Here is a 20,787-nt window from a genome sequence, read left to right as displayed (position 1 = left end):
TGCCTGCGGCGATATTCATGGAATGAACTCCTGATCGATCACATCATGGTGGCGGACATGTCGCCGTCATAAGCAGCCCTGACCAACCATCGCATCGCGGCGAGGTCGAAGGGACGCGGATTGTTCTTGATCAGCCGGTCGATGCCGAGCGCCTGTTCGGCCGTCCAGTCGATCTTGTCCTCGGCAAGGCCAAGTTTGGCCAGGGTCGATGGGATGCCGACGGCGCCAAACAGCCGGCTCACCTCCCGGATGGTGGCGTGCGCCGATGCATCGGCACCGTCGCCGCTCCGAGCGGGAAGGCCGAGAGCCGCGCCGACTTCGGCAATCTCCGCGGCCGCGGCGGCAAGGTTGTAGGTCATCACATAGGGCAGCATGGTGGCGACGCCCAGACCATGCGCTGTATGGGTAAGCGCGCCGACAGGATACTGCACCGCGTGCGCAGCGGCCGTTCCGGCCGTGCCGAAGGCGCAACCGGCGGCCAGCGCTCCCATCATGACGTCGGCGCGCGCATCCTCGTCCGATCCGTCGCGATATGCCTTTTCGAGACTGCGGCCGAGCAGCCTGATGGCCAGAAGCGCGAAATGATCGGTCAGAGCGCTCTTGCCGACGAAGACATGCTGCTGCGGCAGATGCGGATCAGCGCCGCGTCTGGCGGCGGTGAAGGCCTCGATTGCATGCGTCAGCGCGTCGGCGCCGGCGATCGCCGTCAGCGAGGGTGGACATGTCGCCGTCAGTTCCGGGTCGCAAAGCGCCACAGCGGCGATGAGATGAGGGCTCGAAATGCCCACCTTCAGCGTCCGATCCGGATCGGAGATCACGGCAACGGGGGTCACCTCGGACCCTGTCCCGGCCGTTGTCGGCACGGCGATCACGGGAAGGGTAGGGCCCGGTACCTTGAACTCGCCATAGTAGTCTTCGAGCCTGCCGCCATGGCTGAGCAGCAGCGCTGCGCATTTGGCCATGTCGAGGCAACTGCCGCCGCCGATCCCGATCACCATGTCCGGCTTGAAATCCTTCGCCTCCGCAATGCCGGCGGCGACGCTGTCGCGGGGCACATCCGGCAGCGTTCGGTCGTAGACCAGCGTGTCTATCGCCGCCTTGTGCAAGCCAGCAAGAATTTCGGCGAACTGCGATGTCGCCGCAAAACGCTCATCGGTACAGACGAACGCGCGCCGCCCATATTTGGCGGCAACGACAGGCAGCACATGGCGCTGGCCTTTGCCGAACAGGATCTCGCGCGGCAGGCGCGCCGCTGCAAACAAGCTCATTCGCAGCATCCTTCGAAGACGGATTGGGAGCCAAGAGAATTGGCTTCGTTCCGGAGACCGGCCGCGACGCTCCGGGTCATTCTCATGCGCTATCCTCTATGAAATCGTATATGATATAGGATTGAATTGAGCGGAGCATCGTGTTAGTGGGTGGTTCTGTCAAGAGGCAAACGATGCAGAACACCGACCTGACGGTTGACAACGAAGCACGTGCGACCGGCCGCATCCAGCGCGCCAACAGCCTGGCCGGCGACGTTTACGAGGCAATCTTCGCGCAACTCATGTCTTTGAGAATTGCTCCGGGATCGCGCATCACCGTCGACAATCTCGTCAAGGAATTCAACGTCTCGCATACGCCCATTCGCGAAGCGCTCGGCCGGCTGGAAGGGGAGGGCCTTGTGGAGAAGACCCACCTGATCGGCTATCGCGCCGCCCCGCAAATCACCCGCCGGCGTTTTGACGAACTCTACGAGCTGCGCCTTCTGCTCGAGCCTGCCGCGGCGGCCAAAGCCACCGCTACAATGGACTACGAGCGTCTTGCCGTGCTGCGGGAGGCGGCCGGCGTCATGACCCGACGGGTCGGCAAAGACGAACGCCTGCGCTATTCGAACTTCGCCCGGCAGGATGCGATCTTCCACGACAAGATCGTCGAGTTCGCCCGCAACGAGCTCATTCGCGAGACGCTGAACCACCAGCATACCCACTTCCACATCTTCCGCCTGATGTATCACTCGCGGGTGACCGAAGAGGCGCTCGACGAGCACGAGGCCATTCTCGCCGCTTTCTCCGCGGGCGATCCGGCCGCTGCCGAAAAAGCCATGCGTGTGCATATCGAGAATTCGCGGGACCGGCTCCTGCCTGCGTTCGAGTAGCCGTTGCGATGTCGGCCGTCCGGGAGACCCTCAAGCTCGGCGCGCCGCTGATTATCCGGGCCAACGCCAAGGAATGTTCCCCCGCCACCCCATTCTGATCCGATTCTATTCCCAACCGGCGAGGCGCGACGTGCACCTCGCCCTGAAACAAGCCCAGAGGAAGCGCCATGCCAAGCAAGAAGATCCTGATGTTGACCGGCGAATTCACCGAGGAATATGAAATCTTCGTCTATCAGCAGGCGATGGAAGCGGTGGGGCACACCGTTCACGTCGTGTGCCCCGACAAAAGCGCCGGCGACACGATCAAGACGTCGCTGCACGATTTTGAGGGCGACCAGACCTATACTGAAAAGCCCGGTCACAATGCGCTGATCAACAAGACCTTCTCCGACGCCGAGAAGCAGCTCAGCCAATACGACGCTGTCTACTGCGCAGGCGGTCGTGGCCCAGAATATATCCGCACCGACAAGCGCGTGCAGGCGATGGTGCGTCATTTTCACGAAGCCCAAAAGCCGATCTTCACAATCTGCCATGGCGTCCAGATTCTGATTGCGGTCGACGGCGTCGTCCGTGGCAAGAAGGTGGCGGCGCTCGCGGCTTGCGAGCCGGAGGTGACGCTTGCCGGCGGCACCTACATCGATCTGTCTCCCACCGATGCCTATGTCGACGGGACGATGGTTTCAGCCAAAGGCTGGACGGCGCTTGCGGCGTTCATCCGTGAATGCCTGAAGGTGCTGGGAACGGAAATCCGCCACGCTTGAGAGCCTCTTTGTCCCGACGCATCCCTGAGGGGATGCGTCGGCTCCCACAATGGCGGTTTCCTCCCTTCATCAAGTCCAGATCAGCGAACGCATCAGCGTCGCTCTTGCCGAAGCGAGATGCGCCTGGCAGGCCCGTTTGATGCGCTCGGAATCGCGGCTCTGGAGCGCATCGATATAGGCAACGTGCTCGAGGATTGCTGCCTGGTTGCGCTGCTTTTCATCCTGCTTGTTCCACTGGTAGTGGTAGTGGAAAATGAAGCTGATGATGTCGTAGAAATCGTCGATGAAGCGGTTCGGTGAAGCCTCGTTTATGAGCCGATGAAAGCGGTTGTCGAGGCCGGAAAAGTCGTGAAAGCGGATCTCAATCTGCTTCAGCAGTTCGGCGTGCGCAATCTTGAGCGCGGCGAGCTTGTCCCACAGCGGAGATGTGTCGGGCTGCCGTGAAAACAGATGCGCCGAGCGCAGCTCGAACATCACCCGGATCTCGAACAGCTCAAGGGCGAAATCCTCCGTGAAGCCCTTGAAAAGCCAGCCCGTGTTCGGCCTCTTCTCGATCAGTCCAAAGCGGCTGAAGCGGATCAGGAACTCGCGAATGCCGTTGGTCGCAACACCGAATTGCCGCGCCAGTTCAAGCTCGTTGATGCTTGTTCCGGGTCTGGTGTCACCCCGCAGCATCCACTCCATGAATTGCTGTTCGACATGCTTGGCCCGCGGCGTGGTTTCGGCGTCGGGATAGCAGTCATTTTCATCGACCTCTCGTCCCACTGTCCTGATGCCGTCGTGTAAATTGACAAGTTCGCGGCGAACAAGTTCTTGCAGAACCTTTCGGACGGTGGTGCGGCTGACGCCGATGAGCCGCCTCAGCTCATTTTCGGAGGGAAGTTCCCCGACCAGTTGTCCATCGCGCAGCATAGTTGCAGTTCGATTGAAGGCCTTCTTGTAGACGGTGTCGGTTCGCATCGCACCTTCCTCCAAACAATACCTTGTCCTTTTTAGCATGAACTTTATCCATAAAAAACAACTTGACCCGACCATGCGCGTTGTTTTTTCTCGATAAGAAGAGGACCTAGCACGATTTGAGTTTTTGACGACGCGGCTCGTACGAGCCTCGGCGGGGAGGGGAATTTTGCCTGAAACGGGAAACACCGGCACCACTGCCGGCGAGGCCGCGTTGCCGGCGTCCAGGAAGCAGGGAGCTGTGCCCGGCCTTGCGCTCGGCCTGGCCCTGCTGAGCGCTGGTCCGGTCGTCATCCTGGTGTTGCTGATCGTCGTTCTCAGCTTTCTGTCGCCCTATTTCCTGACGGGGCGCAACCTCAGCAACATCCTCGCCCAGACCGCCGTCATCTCGGTTGTGGCGATGGGGCAGCATCTGGTCATCCTGACACGCGGTATCGATCTCTCCGTCGGCTCGAACGTTGCGCTGGCCTCCGTCGTCGGCGCACTCAGCTTTCATGCCGGTGCCCCCGCCTTCGTGGTGATTGCGGTTATGGTTGGATGCGGTGCGGCGGTCGGCGCCATCAACGGTCTGTTCTACGTCTTCGGCCGCCTGCCACATCCTTTCATCATCACCCTGGCGACATTGAGCATCGCCAAGGGATTGGCGCTGCAGCTGGCCGACGGCCGAGCCATCCCCGGCATGCCGGATTCGATCGACGCGCTCGGCCGCGAGGCGGTCTGGGGTCTGCCTGGATCGGTTTTCGTGGTTGCCGGCGTTGCCGCGGTGCTGTTCGTCATGGCCAAAACGATGGTTTGGGGGCGCTGGATTTATGCCGTAGGTGGCCGCCCCGACGCCGCCGTGCGCATGGGCATTCCCGTCTCCTGGGTTCTGGTTTCGGTCTATGTGATCTCAGGGCTGTGCGCCGGCATCGGCGCGGTCATCCTTGCCGGCCGCACAGACGCCGGTTCGCCCTTGTTCGGCAATCTGCTGGAACTGGATACGATCGCGGCGGTGATCATTGGCGGTGCCAGTTTTCTCGGCGGCCGCGGCCATCTCGGCCATGCCTTGATCGGCGCCATCATGATCGGTGTCATCCGCAACGCGCTCAACCTGCTCAACGTCAATGTCTTTTTCCAGCTCATCGTCATCGGCGTGGTCATCGTCATAGCGGTCGAGTCCGATGTGCTGCGCAACTATCTCGAAGGGCGCGTGCGTGTCATGCAGGCCGGGAGGCAGTCATGAGCGCGGTTGCGTCCACTGTCGATCATGTAGCCATCGCTGACGATCCTGTGCTGGCGGTGCATGGCGCCACCAAGCGTTTCGGCTCGGTCGTGGCGCTGGACGATGTCAGCATCGAGGTCCGGCGCGGTGAGATCCTCGGGCTTCTCGGCGACAATGGCGCTGGCAAGTCGACGTTGACCAAGTGCATCAGCGGCGTCCATCAGCTCGACGCCGGCGCCATCATTCTCGACGGTGTGCAAACGCAGATACGCTCGCCGGCGGATGCGCGCTTTGCCGGCATCGAAACCGTCTATCAGGACCTGGCGCTGTTCGACAATCTGACGCCTGGACAGAACTTCTTCGCCGGTCGCGAATTGGCCTGGCCGCAATGGCTCCCGCGCGGCCTGCGATTTCTTCAGCAGCGCAGGATGGACGCCGAGACCCGCGTATTATTGACAAACCTCAAGGTCACGCTGCCGCGGCTGGACGCCGTCGTCGCCATGATGTCGGGCGGTCAAAGGCAGGCCATCGCCGTGGCCCGCTCGACCGTGTTTGCCCGCAAGGTTGTGATCCTGGACGAACCGACCGCCGCCCTTGGCCTGCGTGAATCGCGGCAAGTGCTCAACCTTGTCGCAGCGCTCCGCGACCAGGGCAACGCCGTCATCCTGATCACCCACAATATGGAGCATGTCGTCGAGCTTGCCGATCGCGCCGTGGTGCTTCGCCAGGGCCGCAAGGTTGGTGAACTTGTGCCGACCAGGGACAACAAGCAGGAGCTGGTTTCCATGATCGTTGGAGCCTGATCCGTTCGAGATTTGGGGATCGTTCCGGTCCGCAAATGCCTGAAGCGACTTCCGTGGGAAGACGCCTCAATTCCAAGGGAGGAATGGAATGCCAATGAACCTGAAACTGTTCGCCGGGCTGGCGATCGCCGTTACGTTTGCGATGCCGGCTTCGGCCGCCGACAAGGTCAAGGTCGGCCTGATTACGAAATTCCCGGTGCCGTTCTACTCGACCATGGAGGATGCCGCCAAGAAATACGCGGCCGCTCATCCCGAAATCGAACTGGTAACCGGCCAGGGCCAGGCGGCTACCGACATCGAAGGCCAGATCGCCCTGATCGAATCCATGATCACCCAGGGCGTCAAGGGTCTGGCGATCACCCCGGTCGATCCGACGGTTGCGCCGGCACTCGACAAGGCGGTCGCCGCCGGCATCAAGGTGGTCCTCGTCGACAACAGCATCCCTGACTGGAAAGGTCAGACAGCATTGGTTTCGACCAACAATCTCAACGGCGGCAAGATCGCCGGAGAGTATCTGAAGACCGTGCTGAAGAGCGGCGACAAGATCGGCATCCTGCAAGGGGTTCCCGGAGTGCCGGCGCTGGACGACCGGGTCACCGGCATGATGGAGGGCCTCGGCGACGTCAAGGTCGAGGTCGTCGGCAAGGGTGCAACCAATTGCACGCTCGAACTCGGCACGTCGGTGACGGAAGACATCCTGACCGCCAATCCCGACCTCAAGGCGATCTACGCGGCTTGTGGCCCGCCGATTCCGGGCGCCGTCAAATCGATCAGCAATGCCGGCATTGCCAACGACAAGATCATCCTGGTCGGCTTCGACGCCTGCTGTGGTGAGATCGAAGCGATCAAGTCCGGCGCGGAAGATGCCAGCGTTGCACAGTTTCCGGCAAAAATGGGCGAGCTTGGCATCGACACCGTCGTCAAGGCGATCCGCGGGGAGGCCGTCGACGCCAATGTGGATACCGGTGCCGGACTGGTGACGCTGCAGAACGTCAAGGACTTCGAATAGGCTCCACACCTTGGCCCGGCGGTCCATCCCAGCCGCCGGGTCCTTTTTTGCAACATTTCAGGATGGCCCGGATGAAAGCGCTCGTGTGCCGAAAGCCCGGCGAACTGATCTTCGAGGATCGCCCGGCGCCCGGCCGGCCCCGCGCCGGATGGGCGCTGGTCAGCATCAGCCAGGTCGGCATCTGCGGCACCGACTACCACATTTTCGAGGGCAAGCATCCCTACCTGGCCTATCCACGTATCATGGGGCATGAGCTCTCCGGCACCGTGACCGCAATCGGCGAAGGCGTCGCCATCGAGGTCGGTGAGCGGGTCGTCGTAAATCCCTATTTTGCCTGCGGCAAATGCATTGCGTGCCGTCACGACAAGCCGAATTGCTGCGTATCGATCGAAGTGTTGGGTGTTCATCGCGACGGCGGCATGTGTGAAGAATTGCTGGTGCCTGCCGGCAACCTCTACCCGGTCGCCGGACTGTCGCTTGTCGACGCGGCAGCTGTCGAATTCCTGGCGATCGGCGCTCACGCGGTGAGGCGCTCGAGGCTTGCTGGCGGCGCACGGTCGCTGGTGATCGGCGCGGGGCCGATCGGACTGGGTACGGCCTTGTTTGCGCGTATTGCCGGCCAGGCGGTGACAATCATGGACATGAGCAGGGAACGGCAAGACTTCGCCGAAGGACTCGGCTTTCCCGTTATCGATGGTGCTTCGGTGTCACCTGTCGACCTGGTGCGGCAGCGAACCGACGGCGATTGCTTTGACCTTGTCTTCGACGCCACCGGCAGCAAGGCCTCGATAGAGGCCGCTTTCGCTTATGTGGCGCATGGCGGCGCCTTGATAATGGTCAGCGTCATCAAGGACGAGATCAGCTTCTCCGACCCCGAATTCCACAAACGCGAGATGATGTTGATCGGCAGCCGCAACGCGCTTCGCGTCGACTTCGACCACGTCATGGCGGCAATGCGCGATGGCGCCGTTCCCGTGGCCAAGCTGATAACGCACCAGACGACCCTTCAGGACAGTGCGCATGATATTTCTCGTTGGGCCGATCAGAAGTCGGGACTTATCAAGGCGATGATCGCCTTTTAACCCCGCGCTGGGACACGACCGCCGCTCGGTGCCAAAACGTCCGAGAGACGATGTCAATCACCAATAGCTCAGCCTGCTTGACGTCACGTAGCGAAGAAAGTGACGCTTGTATCCGCTATTCGGCGAGGAATTGGCAGGGAGACACCAGCAGCATGATGCACCGCGATCAGGTCCATATCGATGCTGAAATCGTTCGCCAGATGATCTTCGACCAGTTCCCGCAGTATCGCCGCGAGCGGATCGAGCCGCTTGATGCCATCGGCACGGTCAATGCAATCTTCAGGATTGGACCCAGTGTAGCGGCAAGGTTCCCGCTCCGCACAACGGACCCGGTCGAATGCGCCAATATGTTGCGCAAGGAAGCCGCCGCGATGACGGAGTTTGCAACGCATTCTCCGTTTGCCTGTCCTCGACCGATCGGGGTTGGTCAGCCGGGTCCGCTCTATCCGTTGCCTTGGGCAATGCAGAGTTGGATAGAAGGTGAGGTTGCCACGCAAGATGGGCTTGCTGCTTCCACGACCTTCGCACGCGACATTGCCAAGCTGATTGCATCGCTACGCGCAGCCAACACACATCGCCGTCGTTTTGACGGGCAAGGGAGGGGCGGCAGTCTTCCTGACCACGACGACTGGATGTCGACCTGTTTCAAGAACAGCGAGGGTCTCCTGGACGTGTCTCGGCTCCGTCGCATCTGGGCTCGGCTGCGTGAACTGCCGCCGTCCGGTCGCGACGTCATGAGCCATCGCGATCTTATTCCGGCCAACCTCCTCGTGCGTGGGGACCGCCTTGTGGGCGTGCTCGACAGCGGCAGCTTCGGACCGGCCGACCCGGCCCTGGATCTCGTTGCGGCATGGCATCTTTTTGATCGCAGTCGGCGCGAAACCGTGCGCACCCATCTTGGATCGAGCGAAGTCGAGTGGCAGCGCGGAGTGGCATGGGCCTTCCAGCAGGCAATGGGCCTGGTCTGGTACTACCGCAGCAGCAATCCTGCCATGAGTGCACTTGGCCGCACCACGCTCTCGCGCATCATCGACGATCTGAGAATCTGATCCGAACCTGAGCGTCGGTCGGGTCAGAACAGGCGAGCTGCGTTGGTGCAAAAATCGCATCTGTAGGAAGACACGGTCATCCTCGTGTCTAAGAACATTTGGAGTTGGCTTTTCGCCACTCCTCGTACTCTCCGCGGGCGTCGTCATGCAGTGGATAATAGCGTTGCAATGACCCGCCCTGCATGAGCTTCTCTCGCGAGAACTCTTCCCAATCGTGATGCTTCTTCGCTTCTTCGATTACCTTTGCGGCCATTGCGACGGGAAGTACCACCACCCCGTCGTCGTCGGCGATGATGATGTCGCCGGGGATCACCGTGACACCGCCGCAGGCAATCGGAACGTTGACGGCATTGGGATAGATGCTGGTCTGCACATGGTAGTTGGGCGTCCAGCCACGCAGCCACAGGGGCAGATCGAGCTTTTCGACATTGGGCCGGTCGCGCATGCATCCGTCGATGACGATGCCCGCGCCGCCTCTGCCCTTGAAATACGTCGACATCATATCGCCGAAGACGCCCGAACTCATGTCGCCGCGCGCGTCGACCACGACCACATCGCCTGCCTGCGCGTGATAGAGCACGTGCCGGTGCAGTTGTGTCTCCGGATCGGCATATTCTCCCTCGCTGAAGAGGTCGGGCCGCTGCGGCAGGAACTGCAGCGTCAGCGCCGGTCCGACGATCGACTTGCCGTGGTTCTGCGCCACCGGACCGACCATGTGCGGATTGCGGAAACCCATGTGGCCAAGCGTGCCGGCAACCGTCGCGGCGCCGATCTCCCTCAGCGCGTCGATCAGTTCTTTGGGCGGCCGCGTGATGTCGGGAGTGTGCGTCATTTTTGGACTCCGGCTGAAATGGAACTACCAGTTGGTTACGGAACCGTCGCGGCGCTTGAGGTGAGGCGCTTCCCAGAAACGGAAACTCTCCGCCTGGATCGCCGCCTCGTTGATCTCGACGCCCAGCCCCGGCAGATCGCTGACGGGATAGCAGGCGCCATCGAGTCGTAGTTGCACAGGGAAGAAGTCTGAACTGTCGAAGCCCAGCTTTCTTTCGGGCTCCCTGGTCTCGAGCCACGCGAAGTTGGGTACCGCAGCGGCCAGATGCACGGTCGCCGCCGTGCACACTGGACCCAGGGGATTGTGCGGCATCAGGTCGACATAGTGTGCCTCGCTCCAGCCAGCGACCTTCATCGCCTCGGTGAATCCGCCGACATTGCAGATGTCGAGCCGGTTGAACTGGTGGATGCCGCGCTCGATATAGGGCAGGAACTGCCACTTGCTGGCAAATTCCTCGCCGATGGCAAACGGGATGTCGGTCATCGTACGCAGGGATTCGTAGGCCTCCGGTGTCTCGTCGCGTATCGGCTCCTCGAGGAAATCAAGCACGCCGCGGCCGAGCTTGTTGCAGAAGCTCGCCGCCTCGGCCACCGATAGCCGGTGATGATAGTCGATGCCGAGGACGACATCGTCACCCAGCGCCTCGCGCGCCTTGTTCAGCATCCTTGCGGTAGCGCCGATCGACTCGCGCGGCTCGAAAATATCCCTGCTGCTTTGCCCGACCGGGAAGAAGCGGATCGCCTGCCAGCCTTGCGCGCGCAGTTCGCGGGCCCGCTCGATGGCAACGTCGCCCTCGGCCTCGTCTCCGGTCGAGGCGAAGGTGGGGACGCGGTCGCGCTGCTTGCCGCCCAGCAGCTCGTAGACCGGCACCCCCAGCGCCTTGCCCTTGATGTCGTGAAGGGCGATGTCGATGGCGGAAATCGCCGCCTGCAGAACGCGCCCGCCTTCGAAATACTGGCTGCGATAGACCTCCTGCCAGATCCGGCCAATCTGCATCGGGTCGCGGCCGATGAGAAACTCGCGATAGTGCTCGACCGCGCCAGCCACGGCCCTCTCGCGACCGCTCAAGCCGCTCTCGCCCCAGCCGAAGATGCCGTGGTCTGTCTCGACCTTGACGAGCATCTGGTTGCGCGTTCCCACCCACACCGGATAGGGCTTGACCGCGGTGATCTTAAGCTTCGTAGTCATTCACGCCCACGTTCGACATGCATCCGCCCCTGTCTCAATCGGCCTTGAGGGCCATTTCGGTTTCGCCGTCGAACAGATGCATGCGCTCCTGGTCGAACTCGAGCCAGATCTGCTCGTCGGGCGCGACGGCAATGGTCGGCGGCACGCTGACGTTGACGATGGCGCCGGACAGGAAGGCCTGCACGAAGGTGACGTCTCCGGTCGGCTCCACCGTGTAGGCCTTGGCCGGGACGCTGCCTGGCACCGCGCTCTTGTGGAGCTTGATCGTCGAGTGACGCGCGCCGAGCACGACTTTCCGGGTCGTTGCCTTGGCAACCTTCCGGGCATTGTGCTGCGAGAGCTCGAGACGCCAGCCCTCCGCGCCGGTCAACACGGTGTTGCCGTTTGCCGTCGACGCTTCCAGCGCGATAAGGCTCATCGCCGGGCTGCCGATGAAGCTGGCGACGAACATGTTCACCGGATGGGCAAAGACCTGCGCCGGTGAATCATATTGCTGCAGGAAGCCGCCGTTCATCACCGCCATCTTGTCGGCCATGGTCACGGCTTCGAGCTGGTCGTGCGTGACATAGATGATCGTCGCCTTGAGGTCCTGGTGGAAGCGCTTGATCTCCGAGCGCATCTGCACGCGTAGTTTGGCATCGAGGTTGGAGAGTGGCTCGTCCATGAGGAACACTGCGGGGTCGCGGACGAGGGCACGGCCGAGCGCCACACGCTGCTGCTGCCCGCCCGAAAGTTCACGCGGCTTGCGCTCGAGCAGGTGCGTCATGTCGAGCACCCGCGCCGCTTCCCTGACCTTCTTGTCGATCTCGTCCCTGGGCAGTTTGCGCATCTGCAGTGGGAACGCCAGGTTCTTGTAGACCGATTTCTGCGGATAGAGCGCATAGTTCTGGAACACCATTGCGATGTCCCGGTCCTTGGGGTCGAGGTCGTTGACCACCCGGTCGCCGATGACGATGTCGCCCGATGTGATCGGGATCAGTCCCGCGACGAGATTGAGGGTCGTTGTCTTGCCGCAGCCTGAAGGGCCGACCAGCGCAACGAACTCGCCATCATTGACCGTCAGCGAGACGTCGTTGACGGCTTTGAAGCCGCCATAGGTCTTGACGAGATCTCTCAGGACCACATGGGCCATCGGCAACTCCTAGTGCTTGACCGCGCCTTCTGTAAGGGCGCGTACGAAGTATCGTTGCAGGACGAGGAACAGCACCACGACGGGCACGCTCATCATGAAGCTGGCCGCCATCAGGCCCGGAAAGTCCGTCGTATTTTCCGAGAAGAAGCGCTGGATGCCGACCGGCAGCGTCAGCTGCTCGTTCTTGGAGAGGAAGGTGTAGGCGTAGATGTACTCGTTCCACGCGCCGATGAAGGAATAGATCGCGGTGGCAATGATGCCCGGCGTCGAGAGCGGCATCACGATCAGGATGAAGGCCTGGAACCGGGTTGCCCCATCGATGCGCGCCGCCTGCTCGAGCTGCACCGGGATGTTGTCGTAGAAGCCCTTGAGCAGCCAGATCGCCAGCGGCAGGCCGAAAGTGAGATAGGTGAGGATCAGCGAGCCATGCGTGTTCACCAGCCCGAGCATGCGCATCAGGATGAAAAGCGGCACCAGAAAGATCACCGCCGGGAACATGTTGCGCAGCAGCACGGCGAAGAACAGGAAGTTCCGGCCTGGAAAACGGAAGCGCGAAAACGCGTAGGCCGCAGGGACAGCCACGATCACGGAAAGGATCGTCGTGGCGGTCGACACGAAAAGGCTGTTCCAGAAGAAGCGGAGGAAGTCCTGGCCGACGCTGTTCTGCGGATCGAGCAGCTTCTGGTAGCTGGCAAGCGTCGGCTCGTCCGGCCACCATTGCGGCGGGAATTGCATCGCCGCGAACCCGGACTTGATCGACGTGAGCAGCATCCAGACCATCGGCAACGCGGTGTAGAGCAGCATGAACACGAGGAAGATGCGCCCCGCCCACCGCCATCCGTCGACGCGCGTGCGGCGACGTGTCTGAGGGACTGTCTCGGTGATCGTGCTCATGCGCCCCCCTCTTTCCGGTCGTTGCCGCTCAGCGCACGGACGTAGAAGTAGCCAAGCGTCATCAGCATGAGGAACAGCAGCACCGAATAGGCGGATGCCACGCCCCAGAGCTGTCGTCCGAAGGCGAGCTCGTAAATGTGAGTGATCCAGATATGCGAGGCATTCGATGGCCCGCCGCCGGTCATGATCCAGGGGATGATGAAGGAATTGAAATTGGCCACTGCGAGCAGCAGGATCGTCACCGTCGAGACGCTACTCAGATGCGGGAACGTGACGTGCCAGAAGCGCTGCCACGCACTGGCCCCATCGACTTTTGCGGCGCTCAGCAACTGTTCGGGAACTGTCTGCAGGCCGGCCATCATCATGATCATGGCAAACGGAAACTCGCGCCAGATATTGACGACAATCAGGGAGGGCAGCACCGTGCTGACGTTGTCGATGAAATTCGGCGGCCGGTCGGCCAATCCAAGGCCGACCAGCACCGCGCCGATGATCCCGAAGTCCGAATGGTAGATCCACTTCCAGATGTAGGAGGCGGCGACCGCGCTGATGACCCAGGGAATGATCAGGATGGCGCGCATGACACCACGGCCGACAAAGTCGCGGTGGAGCGCCAGCGCGGCGGCAAACCCCAGGACGAAGGAGATGAACGTCGACGCCAGTGTCCAGATCAGGGTGTTCCAGGTGACTTTCCAGAATACCCGGCTGGTGAGGATGGCCGTGTAGTTGTCGAAGCCGATAAAGGTCTTGTCGCGGAGCTGCAGGCCAGGCGGGGTCTTAAAGAACGACAGCTCGATCGTGTAGTAGATCGGATAGGCGATGACGATGAGCATCACGGCGATCGCCGGCAGCACGTATGCGTAGTCGGCGCGATGCTCCCACACATTCCGCAGCACGCCGGACCTGCCGGTTTGCAATGTTCGGCGAGCCTCGGCCTTGCCGGTCACGATCGTCACTGTGGCGCGCCCTTGTTTTCTCGGAGATAGATAGCCGGCTGCACCCTCGGTACAGCCGGCCAGTGTCAGGCTCAGGCTAGAGTTTGCCTTCCATCAGGTTCTTTACCTTCTCGGCCGCGTCGTCGGCTGCCTGGTCGACGGTCATCGCTCCGGTCAGGGCATTCTGCAGCATATCCGGGACGATGATGTTCATGATCTCGGGAGCCTGCGGCAGCGCCGGAAACGGGATGCCGTATGGCAGCATCGAGGTCGTGACATCGAGGAACTTGATCTTCTCCAGGCGTTCCTTCATCCATTTGGTTTTGAAGCCGTTAAGGTTGCCGGGGTTCGAGCCGGCGTAGGCCATCTTCAGCGACCATTCGGGGCTCGTCCACATGCAGATGATCGCTTTTGCGGCCGGCTCGTCCACCTTGCCGCCCTCGACATATTCGGGCTTCAGGATGTGGATGTTCGAGCCGCCGAACACGACGGCGCGCTTGCCGTCGGGGCCGGTCGGGATAAGACCGTAGCGCATGTTGTCGATGACGGTCTGCGCCTTGTCCTTGTCGGTGCCCGTCGCCTTCTTCTGCAGGTCGAGCATGACGTTGTAGTCGGACGGGTGCGAGATCATCATGCCGAGCTGGCCGGCGACGAACAGGGGCTGGTTATCGGCCTGCTGGTTGGTGAGTGCCGAGACCGGAACCGACTTGTCGCGAACATACATGTCGTACGAGGCCTGCAGCGCCGCCTTGCTTTGCGGCGTATTGAGTTCGACCTCCTTATAGGTCGGGCTCGCCGTGGCTTCGTCAAAGACGCCGCCGCCATAGCCCCAAAGCTGCGGCATGAAACGGTACGGCGTATTGCCGGCATTCTTGCGAGCCACGAGACCGTAACCGGCAATGCCGAGCTTGTCGTGAATCTGCTTGGAATACTTGACGACGTCGTCCCAGGTTGCCGGAGCCTTGTCCGGATCAAGGCCCGCTCGCTTGAAGATATCGGCGTTCCAGATGAACGCCATCGTCTCGTTGTTGGTCGGAATGCCGTAGGTCACGCCATCCCAGGTCACGGCCTTCATGGCGCCGGGCCAGAAATCTTCGGTCGAATATCCCACATCCTCGGGCTTGAGCGGCTCCAGATAGCCCTTTGATGCGAACTCGGTACCACCCAGGATTTGCAGGCGGACCGCCATCGGCGCGGCATTGCCCAGCAGCGCTGTGCGGAACTTGTCGAGCAGGTCGTTATAGGTGAGGGCCTGTTCCTCGAGCTGGATGTTTGGATAGGTCTTGCGGAAGGTCTCGAAGAACTCCTTGTAGTACTGGCGCAGCAGGTCGGGGTCGCCCTCGAACACACCCTGGTACCAGAAGGTCAGTCGCCCCTTGTAGTCGAGCGGGGTGACCTTGCCGCAATCGGCCGCCGTGTCGAACTCCTGTGTGCCCGCAATGGAGCGCACATATTCGGGCGACCACTTGCTCAAATCGACCGGCGGCGCGCCGAGCGCCGACGCGGACATCAACGATACCATCAATGCAGTGGAGACAGTGCCGCGCAGGACGGCACCGCCGAGCGTAATCCTCATCATAGGTATCCTCCAGGTTTTCTCCCATGCCGCTCTGCGTCGAGGCAAGCGGTCGGTTCGTTCGATCGCGGGACGTCTTGCTATTTTATGTATCCCTTCGGTCACTTCATACGTTTTCAGATAGTAGATTGCATGTCAACGCGCTAAATCGTACATTGTTTATGGAAACCGTGCGTGATATCGATCAAGGCGTGTATTGATTTGGGGAGCCGGCCTTGGCCGAAACAAGCGATTTCAAAGCAGAACCACCCCAGGGGATTGACCCCATCGGGGCCTCCAGCGAGGGAGCCTCGCTCTATCAGCTGATCAGGGAAGACATCATCGAAGGGCGGCTCGCCGCCAACGAGCGGCTTGTGGTGACCGATCTTGCCCGGCGCCACGGCACGTCGACCAACCCCGTGCGCGAGGCCCTGCAGCTCTTGCGCGGGGAGGGGTTCGTCACCTTCCTTCCCAACCGCGGGGCGCGCGTCCGGCCGATAGATCAGGATTTTGTCCGCGATATCTACGAGATCGGGGTGCTTATCGAGCCGGCTCTGACGCGATGGTTTGTGAACATGGCGACTGCAGAGGACATTGCCGAACTCGAACGTATCCAGGGCCTGATCGAAGAGAACAACTTTGCCGACACGTTCAGGCACAGTGAACTGGATACCGCCTTCCACACCGTGATGTACCAGCGGCACTACAACCGCCATGCCGCCGAGCTTTGGTGGAAGCATCGCGAAGTGCTGCGGGCCGTGAGCCGGCGTTTCAATTTCACGCTTGCCCGGCGTGCCGCGATCATTCGCGAGCATCGCGAACTCATCGCGCATGTAAAAGCGGGAAATGCCGACGAGGCCGCCGAACTCATCGCACGCCATGTCGAGGGCTCCGGCCGGCATGTCCTCGAACACATGCGAGCACGCAACGCTGCCCGGGCAGGATAGAAGATCCGGTCTGGACAGCGCCGGCCTGACCCATTCCAGAGAGGTAATTGAGATGAAGATCACGAGCATTCGGCCGTGGCTGATCAAGTCCAATGCTTCCTACTGGGGAGAGTTCCTGTTCGTCGAAGTGACGACCGACGAGGGGGTGAGCGGATGGGGCGAGATCACCACCACGACAAGGCTCGCCAACCGCGCTCTTTGCACGATCCTGCGGCAGATCGGCATCGCCGTGACCGGCGAGGATCCCGCGCGTATCGAGTATCTTTGGCACAAGATTTTCCGCAGCTTCACCTACATGGGCAGCCGCGGCGCTGCCGTCGAATGCGTGAGCGCCATCGACATCGCCCTCTGGGACATCCGGGGCAAAGTCCTTGGCAAGCCCATCTACGAGCTGCTGGGCGGACCGGTGCGCGATGAAATTTCGCTCTACACCCATCCCAACCAGGCCAAATTCACCAGCAAGGAGGCTGTGGTCCGCGAGATTCTCGACATCGTCGAGTCCGGACACACGGCGCTCAAGTTCGACCCGTTCCCGCATCAGGGCCGTAGCGCCGACGGGCAGTCGCGCGAGCAACGGGACGGCTACCTCGATGGCGGCATGACGCGCAAGGACGAGCGCGAGGCGGCCGAACTGACAGCGCTGATCCGCGAAACGGCAGGCCCCGATGTCGACATCCTCATCGATGCGCATGGCCGCTTCGACGTTCCCACCGCAATTCGCCTCTGCCGCAGCCTCGAGGAGGCCGGCCAGATCGACTGGTTCGAGGAGCCCTGTCCGCCCGAGAGCCTCAACGCCCTCAAGCAGGTGCGCGAGAAAGTCAGTGCCGCCATCTCATGGGGCGAGCGCGGCCACACCAAGTGGGATTTCGTCCCGGTGCTGGAGAACAAGCTCGCCGACTACATCATGCCTGATGTCACCTGGACCGGCGGCATTACCGAGCTCAAGAAGATTTCCGCTTTGTGCGAAGCCTACTACATCCCGGTCTCGCCGCATGATGCCGCGGGGCCAATCAACGTGGTTGCCGGCGCGCAGGTGATGATGACCGTTCCCAATTTCTACAAGCTCGAAACGTCGGAGTGGAACCTGGGCAAATACGATCACCTCATCGACAAACCACTCGATGTTTCGAACGGCAGCCTCAAGCTGACGTCGAAGCCTGGCCTGGGCGTCGAGATGAACCGCGACTACCTGCAGGCCCATGAGATTGAGCTGGGCTAGCGACGCTCCATGCCGGCGCAGCGTGCGGGCGACAAGCCCCGCCGACCAGTACGAGGATAAGCCATGCCAAAGACGAGTGGAGCCGACGAGGCGCTCAATTGGGTGAACCCGCACTCCAAGCCGTCCGATCTTCGCATCACCGACCTGCGTGTCGCCGAGATTGTCGGCGCGCCATTCACCTCGGCGTTGCTCAAGATCTACACCAACCAGGGCATCGTCGGGCTTGGCGAGGTGCGCGACGGCGCCAGCGCCACCTATGCGCTGATGCTCAAGAGCCGGTTGCTGGGCGAGAACCCTTGCGACATCGATCGCCTGTTTCGCCGCATCAAGCAATTTGGCGGCCACGGCCGGCAAGGTGGCGGCGTCTCGGCAGTCGAGATCGCATTGTGGGACCTCGCCGGCAAGGCCTATGGCGTGCCGATCTACCAGATGCTCGGCGGACGGTTCCGCGACAAGGTGCGCGTCTATTGCGACACCGACGCGGACAAGCCCAGCGGCACCGAGACCGGCAAGCGGCTCAAGGCGCGGATGGATCTCGGTTTCACCTTCCTCAAGATGGACCTCGGGCTGGCGCAGATCTCCCACATCCCGGGCGCGGTGGTGGCGCCCGCCGGCGTGCTCGACGGTTTCCGCATGCATGCCGCTCGCGGCCCTGCGCGCACGCTGGACGAACGCCGTGCGCGCAACGCCGCCTATGATGCGCAGAACGTCCCGCATCCCTTTACCGGCCTCCACTTCACCGAAAAGGGCATCGACCTGCTCGACCAATATATCCACGAGGTCCGCGAGGTGATCGGCTACGAGGTCCCGCTCGCCATCGACCATGTCGGCCACATCTCGCTGCAGGACGGCATTCGCCTGGCACGGCGCATCGAGAAATACGCACCAGCCTGGCTCGAGGACGTGATCCCCTGGCAGTACACCGAGCAGTATCGGCAGTTGCAGCAGGCCACCTCCGTGCCAATCTGCACAGGGGAAGACATCTACCTCAGGCAAGCATTCGAGCCGCTGCTCGACGCAGGCATCTCGGTCATCCACCCGGACCTGCTTACGTCAGGCGGCATCCTCGAGACCAAGAAGATTGGCGACGCCGCGCAGGACCATGGCGTCGCCATGGCCATTCACATGGCGGAAAGCCCTATAGCGGCGATGGCCGCCGCGCATGTCGCGGTGGCCACGGAAAACTTCATGGCGCTCGAATATCACAGCGTCGAAGTGGAGTGGTGGGACGACATCGTCACCGGCCTGCCCAAGCCGCTGGTCAAGGACGGCTTCATCACAGTGCCGGACAAGCCGGGGCTGGGCATAGACGACGTCGTCGACGAGGTGATCAGCCAGCATCTGCAGCCCGGTGTCACGGGGATATGGCAATCCACCGGGCATTGGGACAATGAATATAGCTGGGACCGGACCTGGAGTTAGCCCAGACCCCCGCCCACATTCCCCCAGGCTCACAGGGCCAACGACCGACCATTCGTGTCGACCTCTCCCAAGGGAGAGGCAAAGAAGGAAACGGACGAAACCATGATCTACGAACTGCGTATCTATGACTGCCTGCCGGGCCGGCTGTCGGCTTTGCTCAAGCGCTTTTCCGACCAAACGCTGGCCATCTGGGAGAGGCATGGCATCCGCCAAGCCGGGTTTTTCACCACGGCGATCGGCGAAAGCAGCAATCGCCTCACCTATTTCCTCGCCTGGGAATCGCTGGCCGAGCGTGAGGCGAAATGGGCGGCTTTCGTCACCGATCCGGCATGGCACAGGGCCCGGGACGAGTCTGAGCGCGACGGGCAGATCGTTGCCAATATCAGCAGCCAGTTGCTCACGCCGACAGCTTTCTCGTCTGTGAAATAGGACTGCGCCATGAAGATCACCGACCTGCGCTGCGCTGTCATCGGCAAGCATCCCATCGTCCGCATCGTTACCGACGAGGGCCTCTATGGCCTTGGCGAGGTCGAGTACACCAAGCCTTATCTCAAACCCTTTGTGCTGCATTTCCGCGAGGCCCTGATCGGCGAAGACCCGACCGACGTCGAGCGGGTGATGCTGAAGATCCGCCAGAGGGGTTCGTTCAAGCCCTATGGCGCCGCCGTCAGCGCCATCGAGCACGCGCTGTGGGATATCGCCGGCAAGGCGGCAGGCGTGCCGGTCTACAAACTGCTCGGCGGGAAGGTGCGCGACAAGGTGCGCGTCTATAACGGCTCGATCCGCCGGAAACGCACGGGCGACCGGCCGGAGGATTACGCCGCCGACGTCAAATGGATGATGGAGCAGCCGCAGAATTTCTTCATGGTCAAGCAGGGCATCTCGTTCCACTCCAACATGAAGGATAGCATCGAGGGCTTCCACTACGGTGTGACGCAGAAGAAGGCCGGCTATCACGGCGCCATGGATCAGGGCGTGATCAGCGAGCGCGGTTTCAACCACATGCTCGACTGTGTGATCGCGATGAAGGAAGTGCTGGGCGACAAGGTCAGCCTGGCGCTCGACTGCGGCCCGGGCTGGATGCTGCCCGATGCGATCAAGTTCGCTCGCGCGGTCGAAAAGTACAATTTGATGTGGCTCGAGGACATGCTGACCGGCGACTACGTTCCGTGGGTCAATCCGCAGGCCTATCGGGAACTGACCACTTCCACCTCGACGCCAATCCACACTGGCGAACAGATCTACCTCAGGCACAATTTCAAGGAGCTGATCGAGACGCAGGCGGTGCGCATCATCGGCCCCGATCCTGCCGATGTCGGCGGCATTGCCGAGCTCAAATGGATCGCCGAGCATGCCTACATGCACTCGATCCTGATGGCACCGCACGGTACCGCCAACGGCCTGCTCGGCCTCGGCGCGCTGATCAATGTCTGCGCCACCTTGCCCGCCAATTACATCGCTTTCGAATACCCCAGCGCCTCCGACCCCTGGTGGGAGGACATCGTCGTCGGCCTGCCGAAGCAGATCGTGAAGGAAAGCATGGTGGACCTGCTGGAAGCGCCGGGGCTGGGCCTCGATATCGATGCCGAAGCAGCCAGAAAGTATCTCAGGGAAGAGGATGTGGGCTTCTTCGACTGAGCAATCCTTCGTTAGCCTGCACC

Annotated in this window: 20 protein-coding genes; 12 read left to right on the top strand and 8 right to left on the bottom strand. The window is 61.7% G+C overall.

Annotated elements, in window-relative coordinates; genetic code table 11:
• Window positions 1-38: 38 nt before the first annotated feature.
• Complete coding sequence (locus AC1DX6_RS09455; RefSeq protein WP_477312524.1) at window positions 39-1,268, bottom strand: iron-containing alcohol dehydrogenase; 1,230 nt, start codon at window positions 1,266-1,268, stop codon at window positions 39-41.
• A 173-nt stretch (window positions 1,269-1,441) separates the two neighbouring features.
• Between AC1DX6_RS09455 and AC1DX6_RS09450 the strand changes: the two genes are divergently transcribed.
• Together AC1DX6_RS09450 and AC1DX6_RS09445 are read left to right on the top strand one after the other, a co-directional pair.
• Window positions 1,442-2,140, top strand: coding sequence for a GntR family transcriptional regulator (locus AC1DX6_RS09450; protein ID WP_477312522.1), 699 nt, complete (start codon window positions 1,442-1,444; stop codon window positions 2,138-2,140).
• A gap of 167 nt (window positions 2,141-2,307) precedes the next feature.
• On the top strand, window positions 2,308-2,901 hold the full coding sequence (locus AC1DX6_RS09445; protein WP_477312520.1) for a DJ-1/PfpI family protein: 594 nt from the start codon (window positions 2,308-2,310) through the stop codon (window positions 2,899-2,901).
• Between the two features lie 69 nt (window positions 2,902-2,970).
• Here the strand turns inward: AC1DX6_RS09445 and AC1DX6_RS09440 are convergent, their stop codons facing one another.
• The gene (locus AC1DX6_RS09440; RefSeq protein ID WP_477313669.1) at window positions 2,971-3,861 is read right to left on the bottom strand and encodes a GntR family transcriptional regulator; all 891 of its coding nucleotides are present in this window, start codon (window positions 3,859-3,861) and stop codon (window positions 2,971-2,973) included.
• Between the two features lie 268 nt (window positions 3,862-4,129).
• On the opposite strand from AC1DX6_RS09440, the gene AC1DX6_RS09435 reads away from it, so the two are divergent.
• From AC1DX6_RS09435 to AC1DX6_RS09415, 5 genes are all read left to right on the top strand, one after another.
• Entirely contained in the window at window positions 4,130-5,080 is a 951-nt protein-coding gene (locus AC1DX6_RS09435) for an ABC transporter permease (protein ID WP_477313667.1), read from the top strand.
• Entirely contained in the window at window positions 5,077-5,862 is a 786-nt protein-coding gene (locus tag AC1DX6_RS09430; protein ID WP_477312518.1) for an ATP-binding cassette domain-containing protein, read from the top strand. Before AC1DX6_RS09435 ends, AC1DX6_RS09430 begins: the two co-directional genes overlap by 4 nt.
• 94 nt (window positions 5,863-5,956) lie before the next feature.
• Window positions 5,957-6,871 (top strand): sugar ABC transporter substrate-binding protein, encoded by a 915-nt coding sequence (locus AC1DX6_RS09425; protein ID WP_477312516.1) that lies wholly within the window; start codon window positions 5,957-5,959, stop codon window positions 6,869-6,871.
• A 71-nt stretch (window positions 6,872-6,942) separates the two neighbouring features.
• Window positions 6,943-7,953 carry a zinc-binding alcohol dehydrogenase family protein gene (locus AC1DX6_RS09420; RefSeq protein WP_477312514.1) on the top strand — a complete coding sequence of 337 codons (1,011 nt, stop codon included), beginning with the start codon at window positions 6,943-6,945 and terminating at the stop codon, window positions 7,951-7,953.
• Between the two features lie 152 nt (window positions 7,954-8,105).
• Window positions 8,106-9,002, top strand: a complete 897-nt coding sequence (locus AC1DX6_RS09415) for an aminoglycoside phosphotransferase family protein (protein WP_477312512.1) — start codon at window positions 8,106-8,108, stop codon at window positions 9,000-9,002.
• An 88-nt stretch (window positions 9,003-9,090) separates the two neighbouring features.
• Here AC1DX6_RS09415 and AC1DX6_RS09410 read toward each other — a convergent pair whose 3' ends face one another.
• The 6 genes from AC1DX6_RS09410 to AC1DX6_RS09385 form a co-directional block, all read right to left on the bottom strand.
• Entirely contained in the window at window positions 9,091-9,834 is a 744-nt protein-coding gene (locus AC1DX6_RS09410; protein WP_477312510.1) for a ribonuclease activity regulator RraA, read from the bottom strand.
• Window positions 9,835-9,858: 24 nt separating this feature from the next.
• Complete coding sequence (locus AC1DX6_RS09405) at window positions 9,859-11,022, bottom strand: mandelate racemase/muconate lactonizing enzyme family protein (RefSeq protein WP_477312508.1); 1,164 nt, start codon at window positions 11,020-11,022, stop codon at window positions 9,859-9,861.
• A 34-nt stretch (window positions 11,023-11,056) separates the two neighbouring features.
• Window positions 11,057-12,154, bottom strand: a complete 1,098-nt coding sequence (locus AC1DX6_RS09400; RefSeq protein ID WP_477312506.1) for an ABC transporter ATP-binding protein — start codon at window positions 12,152-12,154, stop codon at window positions 11,057-11,059.
• Between the two features lie 9 nt (window positions 12,155-12,163).
• The gene (locus tag AC1DX6_RS09395; protein WP_477312504.1) at window positions 12,164-13,048 is read right to left on the bottom strand and encodes a carbohydrate ABC transporter permease; all 885 of its coding nucleotides are present in this window, start codon (window positions 13,046-13,048) and stop codon (window positions 12,164-12,166) included.
• Window positions 13,045-14,004 (bottom strand): carbohydrate ABC transporter permease, encoded by a 960-nt coding sequence (locus AC1DX6_RS09390; RefSeq protein ID WP_477312502.1) that lies wholly within the window; start codon window positions 14,002-14,004, stop codon window positions 13,045-13,047. The genes AC1DX6_RS09395 and AC1DX6_RS09390 overlap by 4 nt, the downstream gene beginning before the upstream one ends.
• A gap of 76 nt (window positions 14,005-14,080) precedes the next feature.
• Window positions 14,081-15,562: an ABC transporter substrate-binding protein gene (locus AC1DX6_RS09385; protein ID WP_477312500.1), complete on the bottom strand. Its 1,482-nt coding sequence runs from the start codon at window positions 15,560-15,562 to the stop codon at window positions 14,081-14,083.
• A 212-nt stretch (window positions 15,563-15,774) separates the two neighbouring features.
• Here AC1DX6_RS09385 and AC1DX6_RS09380 point away from each other — a divergent pair, with 212 nt between their 5' ends.
• From AC1DX6_RS09380 to AC1DX6_RS09360, 5 genes are all read left to right on the top strand, one after another.
• Window positions 15,775-16,485 (top strand): GntR family transcriptional regulator, encoded by a 711-nt coding sequence (locus AC1DX6_RS09380; protein WP_477312498.1) that lies wholly within the window; start codon window positions 15,775-15,777, stop codon window positions 16,483-16,485.
• 52 nt (window positions 16,486-16,537) lie between these two features.
• Window positions 16,538-17,704, top strand: coding sequence for a mandelate racemase/muconate lactonizing enzyme family protein (locus tag AC1DX6_RS09375; RefSeq protein ID WP_477312496.1), 1,167 nt, complete (start codon window positions 16,538-16,540; stop codon window positions 17,702-17,704).
• 63 nt (window positions 17,705-17,767) lie between these two features.
• A complete protein-coding gene (locus tag AC1DX6_RS09370; RefSeq protein WP_477312494.1) occupies window positions 17,768-19,126 on the top strand; it encodes a mandelate racemase/muconate lactonizing enzyme family protein in 1,359 nt (452 codons plus the stop codon).
• A gap of 102 nt (window positions 19,127-19,228) precedes the next feature.
• Window positions 19,229-19,555: an NIPSNAP family protein gene (locus tag AC1DX6_RS09365; protein ID WP_477312492.1), complete on the top strand. Its 327-nt coding sequence runs from the start codon at window positions 19,229-19,231 to the stop codon at window positions 19,553-19,555.
• Between the two features lie 9 nt (window positions 19,556-19,564).
• A complete protein-coding gene (locus tag AC1DX6_RS09360; protein WP_477312490.1) occupies window positions 19,565-20,764 on the top strand; it encodes a mandelate racemase/muconate lactonizing enzyme family protein in 1,200 nt (399 codons plus the stop codon).
• The last annotated feature ends 23 nt before the right edge of the window (window positions 20,765-20,787 follow it).

It is taken from the genome of Mesorhizobium sp. P2_C4 (genome assembly GCF_056404575.1).
The sequence above is the reverse complement of the archived record's forward strand: the minus strand, read 5'-3'. Positions and strand labels throughout refer to the sequence as shown.